Origin of the sequence: Endozoicomonas sp. SESOKO1 (genome assembly GCF_024606265.1) — a bacterium.
GTDB lineage: Bacteria > Pseudomonadota > Gammaproteobacteria > Pseudomonadales > Endozoicomonadaceae > Endozoicomonas.
Genome location: NZ_JAHHPP010000402.1, coordinates 1 through 7,186 on the forward strand (window position 1 = coordinate 1; position 7,186 = coordinate 7,186).

Annotated in this window: 3 protein-coding genes; 1 reads left to right on the top strand and 2 read right to left on the bottom strand. The window is 46.7% G+C overall.

Going from position 1 to position 7,186, the window contains the following annotated elements; all coding sequences use genetic code 11:
- Positions 1-149 precede the first annotated feature (149 nt).
- Together KDK13_RS18310 and KDK13_RS18315 are read right to left on the bottom strand one after the other, a co-directional pair.
- Positions 150-2,933 carry a hypothetical protein gene (locus KDK13_RS18310; RefSeq protein ID WP_257286441.1) on the bottom strand — a complete coding sequence of 928 codons (2,784 nt, stop codon included), beginning with the start codon at positions 2,931-2,933 and terminating at the stop codon, positions 150-152.
- A gap of 392 nt (positions 2,934-3,325) precedes the next feature.
- Positions 3,326-6,460, bottom strand: a complete 3,135-nt coding sequence (locus KDK13_RS18315; protein ID WP_257286442.1) for a hypothetical protein — start codon at positions 6,458-6,460, stop codon at positions 3,326-3,328.
- Positions 6,461-6,586: 126 nt separating this feature from the next.
- On the opposite strand from KDK13_RS18315, the gene KDK13_RS18320 reads away from it, so the two are divergent.
- Positions 6,587-7,003 carry a hypothetical protein gene (locus KDK13_RS18320; protein ID WP_257286443.1) on the top strand — a complete coding sequence of 139 codons (417 nt, stop codon included), beginning with the start codon at positions 6,587-6,589 and terminating at the stop codon, positions 7,001-7,003.
- Positions 7,004-7,186 lie beyond the last annotated feature (183 nt).

Below are 7,186 nucleotides of genomic sequence, written 5' to 3' on the forward strand. Positions count from 1 at the left end.
ATCCTCAATTTTCTGCCATCCTCGCTACGGGCGCTATTCTCGGACAGGCTCCTAGGGCTATGACTCCTCACGCTGTCTTGTCTTAAGGCTCAAATCTTCATGCTTATCACTTCACATCAGCGGCTCATGTAGCCCGTTTACTTATCCAACTACACCATCGTCTCTCTCACAGGCTTTGCACTCCCGGGCTTCATATTATCAGGGGCGAGCTGCGGCGCATGCTGCATCTGGGTAAATAGCTCCAGGTCACTGGCAACATGATCCAGACGTTGCGACAGGAACTGGGCAAAGTCATCTTTCGAGAGTGGTGGAAGGGTTCCGGCAGCCCTGTCCGGAAACGCCTGATGCCACAGCGATTGATTGGACTCGAATAAATGCAACAGTGATTTTGCCTGGGCAAAATTAGACTCAAGAGAGGCTTTTTGCAGATTGGTATGAGTGGATTGGTCATGACCGGTGGTACCGGCACTGTCAACCAGCGTCGCCAGTGTATCGGTATTGGTTGTATTCAGGTTCCATAAGGGGAGTGCCGGTGCGGAGGTAATGGAACGGCCAATAACATTCCAGGCGGCCAGTACAAAATAGCGGGAAATATTTTTCCAGCCGTGTTGCATGGCAAATGTACCCATATTCAGAACCTCAAGGGCTGGCCGGTAAAAAAGCTTGTAGATGAGTCCAAGGTCCATGAGTCCCATGGATACATTGAACACCGGATCCAGCGCTGACTTCCCTTCCGGATGCCGGACCGCCGTTATAAAATCAGTGAACAGTACGCCAAGGTGAAATGCCATAAACGCAGCGGTCAGGACGGAGTTCGTGTATTTGGCGAAACCATAGTGCGATTCTGACCGCATATCCATTACGCCCCTCATAAAGTCTTCTTCTTCATGGGTGAGTTCATGCCCGTCCATCATCTTGCCAAGGCAGCCAATGACTCTTGATTTCTCCTGCTCAGACATCATCTTGTCGATTACCCCGCGGTTTTCAATAGCCGACAGGGGGATAATGATTTTTGAGCAGATATTATCGTAGATCCAGTCCCGGACCGGTACATCCGGCGTGGCATCCTTTCCTTCAAATGCGACATTATTCAATGCACGGATGCCAATCAGGCCACCGGAAAACATAACGTAGACTTCCTTCAGCTTGCTCTCCCGTGACCCGGACAAGTGGCTGAAATAGGCACGGGCAATGGCAGCAGACTTGAGGTGGTCGGGCTGGCTGGCGATATCATCCAGGCAGATCGTGACATAGTCTCCATGGTCTCCATCAACAGCGGGTTGGGACAATTTATCTACATCATGGACGGGTTGGGATGGTTTATCCATATCATGGGCGGGTTGGGATGGTTTATCCATATCAAGGGCGGGTTGAGATGGTTTGTCCATATCATGGGCGGGTTGGGACGAGCTATCCATGTCCTGAGCAGGCTGGGACGGTTCATCCATATCATGGGCAGGTTGGGATGGTTCATCCACATTATGGGTATGAGTTTCAGTCAATAGTGCTGATTTGTCGGTTTCCTCCCCAACCCCGGCTGGTTGTTCATCTGACACTTCAATTTTTTGCGGAATTGATTGATAAGCCCCGGACCGTTTCAGGGGACTGGCATCATCGGTTTCCGGTTGAACTGTTGCCGGTGCAGCTTTTTCAGCCGCCTGACCGGATTCCGTGAGCATTAACTGGTAAGTATTGAGTAGTCTGGCCATCCCCTGGTTAACAAAGGTTTCCTGCTTTTCCGGGGAGCTGAAATTAACGGCCAACCTGAGGGTGCTGAGAAAATAGAGGCTGATTGCCATGGTGGTTGGCAACAGGTTGCCCCACTTCAGGGCGAATTCGTCAACCGTATTGGTGGTGAAATAATTGTTGGCAAAGCTTTTGATATCATGCAACTCAGTCTGGTTGAGGTGACTGAAGTTGTCATCCATAAACTCATTGAAGTTGTCTATTTTGGTAGCGCCGGAGCCATTGCGATCAATAATAAGATTAGCCACGACGAACATGTATATATAAGGCACGGTACCCATCAGGAAGTCAGTGGTTTGATTCAGCACTTTCCTGAGTGCATCCAGCTTGCTGAATTCCGGTTTGGTGGCGACTTCCATCAATTTCATATTGGACAGAGACTTTGCATAAAGTGACATTGCGGTTCTCTGGTCGTAATAATCAGCCACTTTCCTGCAGTCGTTTGCGAAGGTTCGGGCGGTATTCTCATCAATCGTACCGCCGGATATTTTTATATCACGTGCCAGCTTTGCCAGCAGAATCCTGGGGGTCAGTATGCCATTCCCCTGGTCAATGGCTTTCATGATCTCCGGGCTTAAGCTGATCGTTTGCAATGCTCTCTGGTGATTCTCTAAAAAACGGGCAACGTCCTGTTCAATGTTCTGTTCAATGTTCTGTCCAACATTATCCTGTTTATCTCTGGTGGTCAGGCTTTTAACTAATACCTTATCAAGCTCATGAAGCAGAATATCAGGCAGCTTGATACTCTCACCCAAAACAAATTGATCCATGCATTCCATGTATGTTTTGGGATCAAACTTAACGGATTCAGCAATATTTCCCTTTGAAATATCGTGCATGATTAATTCGAGGTTTTCGTCCATTTTTGCATGGAATGGCTCTTTGGTCAGTCGGCCATGCAAAAACATTGCGCCATCAGCGGCAGTCTGCGCGATTTTGAAGGACAATAATAATTTAAAAAAACCTCTCACGCCGGACGTTGCCAGCGATAATTTGCCACGGCTGGCCTGTTCATGATCCCTGATGGCGGCCATGCCGCTGCGTTCAAAGCATTCCAATTGATCCTGGTAAGACACCTTGCGCCCGCCAGCCATGCCAGTCTGGTCATGTTCGGGAGGGAAGTGCACATTCTCAGATGACCCCAGAGGGGTCGCCAAAACTGTCGTGGGCCGTGACAATGAATCCATAATTTAATCCTCATGTGCTAATTGAAAAAATAACAATAAAAAAACAATTATTGATTAACCAATCAGATAGCAAATACTGAAATTGTTTTTTAACAGGTTGATTGGATAGCTTGAATGATAAATGGCAGGCAGGCTGGCTCAGGGCAGAATGATTGATAGGCAGAAATAAATTGTAGAAACATAAATAACTCCAAGCTTTTGCATAAGAATTAGTGCTTTGCTTGATTTACATTTTTCTAGTCCGTTAATTATTATTCCCGTGAAGCAATAATCATCCTTAAGAGCATGATCATTATTGAATATAAAGTAGTACTGGTTTTATTGGGAGTTGAAATACGTTTTTTTCATTTCGGTAAAGGATTATATAGCTTGTGTAAGTAAAATATTTTTCACTAAGAGGGAGCGAGAGGTATATTAAGCATCACCGGGCATGATTGATCTTTTGTATTTCTTTGCAGGTCGTTCATCTGTTCTTTTTTGGGTGCATAAGGGTAATTGTTTTTCAGGGCACCGATCAGGGACATGGCGTTTTTCGTGTCTTCCCGTCTTTTCCTTTTGCATTCCTGATGGAGAGGCATTCCGGAACGGTAGACAAAACCCTTCTCTTGTCGTTTAATTTTTACCGGATTTCTCGTTTCATACAGAGGATTTTCTGTGGTATAGGTGTCACCGCAGTGGTGACAACTTTGCTGATACCTGGTAAGGCCATCTTCCTCTACCGGTATATTTTTACGTAATTTCAGTCGTGCCAGCTGTTCACCCAGGCATTTATCAACACGTTCATACTCGGTGTCATCGGTAACAGCGAATGCCTTACCTGGCGCCTTTGTTCCGTCCGCTTTTTCCATTGGCTGTCCGGAATCCGTATTGGCACCTGATGACAACTGCCCGGCCCTTTCATGGAATTTTTCCAGTACTGTCTTGATGATGGCTTGCTCATGTTCTGCCGAGGCAAAATCAACAGGGCGTGTCCAGTAGCCTGCAACAGGGAACAGGCGTTGCATCAGCTGGGCATATTTGCCATCGTGGTCGGCAAAAACAAATCCTTGAATTTGTTTCACCAGACTTTGTAACTGTTCCCGCTCAGCCTCTGTCAGCTTGCTAAAGGATTCCCGGCGGCGTAATAAGAAATCAAGCAGGGTCAGTTGATGGGCAACCACACTGAAGCCAGTCTTTGCGGCGTTAATGATCTTGTCCGGCGTGAGTTCCGCCTCATTATCCAGCCCCTGTTGGGCAAATGCCTCAGGATTTTTGGCTTCGCGCCCCATGACCCTGACCAGATATTCAATAATGGCATTAATGACCAGCCTTGGCCTTAATGCATCCCGTTCCTGCTCACTTATGTCGCCCATCTGGTTCCAGGCAGACACCAGATAGTTGATCAGAAATGCAAAGTCTTTCAGGTTCTTCTTGTTGAGCGTTCCTGAGAAGGCATGATTCATTAATTTCAGGTTCCGATACTTCATATCGGCATATAACTCACCGATCTCGTGGTGGGTATTGATGGCATTCACCATAAGATCCAGGAAGCATTGGGAAGGGAGCCAATCCTTGCCCTCTTTCAGTGCATTTACCATGGTCATGGTCATGGACTTCATGATGATGTTATTGGCATCACAGGCGGTAATGGCATCCCTTTTGTGGGGTAACTTTAATGTTTTGCGGGCAAAGTCAGCCAGCTGTTTAATAACCGCGATTTTTTCATAATCCTGCATCTCCCTGTCCATCATCGGTAGCCAGGCATTGGCTTCAACGCCCCACTGCATGCCATTGCGATAACGCTGGGTGGTTGCAGGCGTTTCCTGGGAAATGGTGAGGTCGTACTGTGTGGCCAGATTACTGACCTTAGCCATGGTTTTGGTCGGTTTTAATAGTGCTTTCCAGCTCTTAAGGTTACTCCAGTCCGATTTTTCAGTGGGTTGTTTAACAAAAATAACCGCCAGTTTTCCGGTGTTTTTCCGGTTGCGGTTATTGTCACTTATTTCATTTCTTAAATGGGTAATTACTGCGGTTAATTCATCATTGTCCTTAATTTCCTTGTTGCCATGATATATGCCTTCCAAGTGATGGTAGGCACTTGTCATAGAAAGAAGTTTATGTGCCAGTACCCTTGTCAATCCATGGAGGCTGGAAGTTTTCGGGACATTATCAACTGCTGGCCTTTTACTTGCCGATAATGATCCAGATCCAGAATCGTTATATTCAGCACCGGATGTCTCGATTTTGCCCTTGCGGTCGGTGGTGAAAAATTGGTTATCAGCGGTGATATGAAATTCGGCGACCCTTCCCTGTGGATCAAGCTGTACCGGGTAAAAGTAATCCGCCTTGTGTGCAGTGGTGTACTTTTCCCCATTATGTTCAAGCGTCACCTCAACCTGATTTTTGGTGGACAGCTGCCGCCTCCATTCGCCATCGGGTTCGATAACAATGGGTGACACCGGTACGCAGCTTGACAAATCCTCGCGGGAATAGATCGTTAACCGTTTAAGGTTACTGTCGGGGATGGATAATTCAGAACAGTCGTACTCTGTGAGCTTAATGCGGGAAAATACCAGACCCATAAATTTTTGCTGGAGGATCATTTCCGGATCCGATTCGAATAACAGAGAACTGCAGCTATCCTTTTTGGCTTGATGGTTCACTGAGGCTATCTTCTCTGAAATATGGCGTTTCAGCATTTCAAGACCCTTGGAGCCTGAAAATTTTATGAACTTTCTCTGTTGAAACACATTTAAGCGACCACACCAGGATTGGCTAAGGCTTTTGGGATCAGGATAACCCATCGTGTTGCCTTCTCCCTCGTCCCAGAAATCGGTGTCCATAATGAGAAAATTAATCACATTCATCATCTGTTGAACCCGGTCAAAATTGTAGCTGCTGTATTTTGCGGCAACTTCTCCTTTCCAATAGAACGGAAAAGCACTGTGGGGAATGACCTGGGCAAGGCACAACTCTTCATGAAACAGATGGGCAACCGGCGGGGCCAATTTGACCCTGACCGATGGCCCTTCATTGTGCTTGTCAGTGTTGCTGAAACCGAACTCAACCCGGTAAAACGCCCCTTCCCACCAACCAAAAGGGGCCACAAATTCGGCAATCACTGTCGTGGCATCGTTGTCGGGAATGGTCAGGGCAAATTTGCCGGGATAGTGCCTGTCCATGTGGGACTGGATATGATTCCTGGCAAGGTCTATCTCCCGCAGCAATCTGGCGCCGTCAACCCCTTGTTGGAACGGCAGGGATGAGGCTGTCCCGAACCCCTCCCGGGGATGACAGGAAGGCGATTCTGTTGTCGGGGGCATCTGCCCCTGTAGGGTATTGGCAACCTCACAAGCATCGACAGAGTAATCATTCAGGGAGAGGCTCTGGTCAGTCGTCCCCTGATTCCACTGATTCACTGGCACAAGAGTTGGAGGTATCGAGCAGATACCGCTGCCATTGCCAGAAGGCGGGCCTGCGGGCGTGTTGTCAGAAAAAGAATGAACCGGATCTTGCTGTTGAATCACTGTGAAATTAGTGGGCTGCATATTAATTTCCTGATTCTATAAATATTGAAGTAGCTGAATTTTATTGTTAAGTAGCTGATCATTTCCTTTTTCATAAAAACTTAGTTCATCAAATACAGTTTTATTAAATTATTTTTTGGAGTAGTAATGAATAGCTTGTCATCAAGTCACGGTCGTTTGCATCAGTCTGCTGGCGATAGTCAGGCGTCAAGTGTAGACGCTTTAAGGGGAAGTTTAAGGGGAAGTTTAAGGGGAAGTTTAAGGGGAAGAGAGTATCCGGGGAGTTGTTCTGATAACAAGGTGCTGCTTGTTGAAGCTGATGCTATCAAAGCTTTCCTGGTGTTTAAAAGAGATGAACAGGATATTTATGCACAACCAGTAAAAGCAATATATGAGTCCCTGAGTTGGCGACAAATAGAAGCATTAGAGAACATAGCCAATGTTTATTTGAACTTTTGTACAAAATTAGAAGAGAGGAATTCCCTGACAGGCAAAATGGAGTTGTATGTAAACACTGAAGATTATGACCAGTTATTGATTTTCGAAAATATGTTAACCCGATAGATGCATGACCACTTTTTTCTGGACGCTGTAACCCATTAATGATCGCCGTCAGATGGATTTCTCTATCGTGCGGGGTATCCAGTTCCCTGAACCTGTTTCAAGTTGACATCCTCCCCCAGCTAGCTCGCTGGGGGATTCCCGTTAGTCACCCAACAGGCTTCCTGTTTCAACACGCCTTCCCTG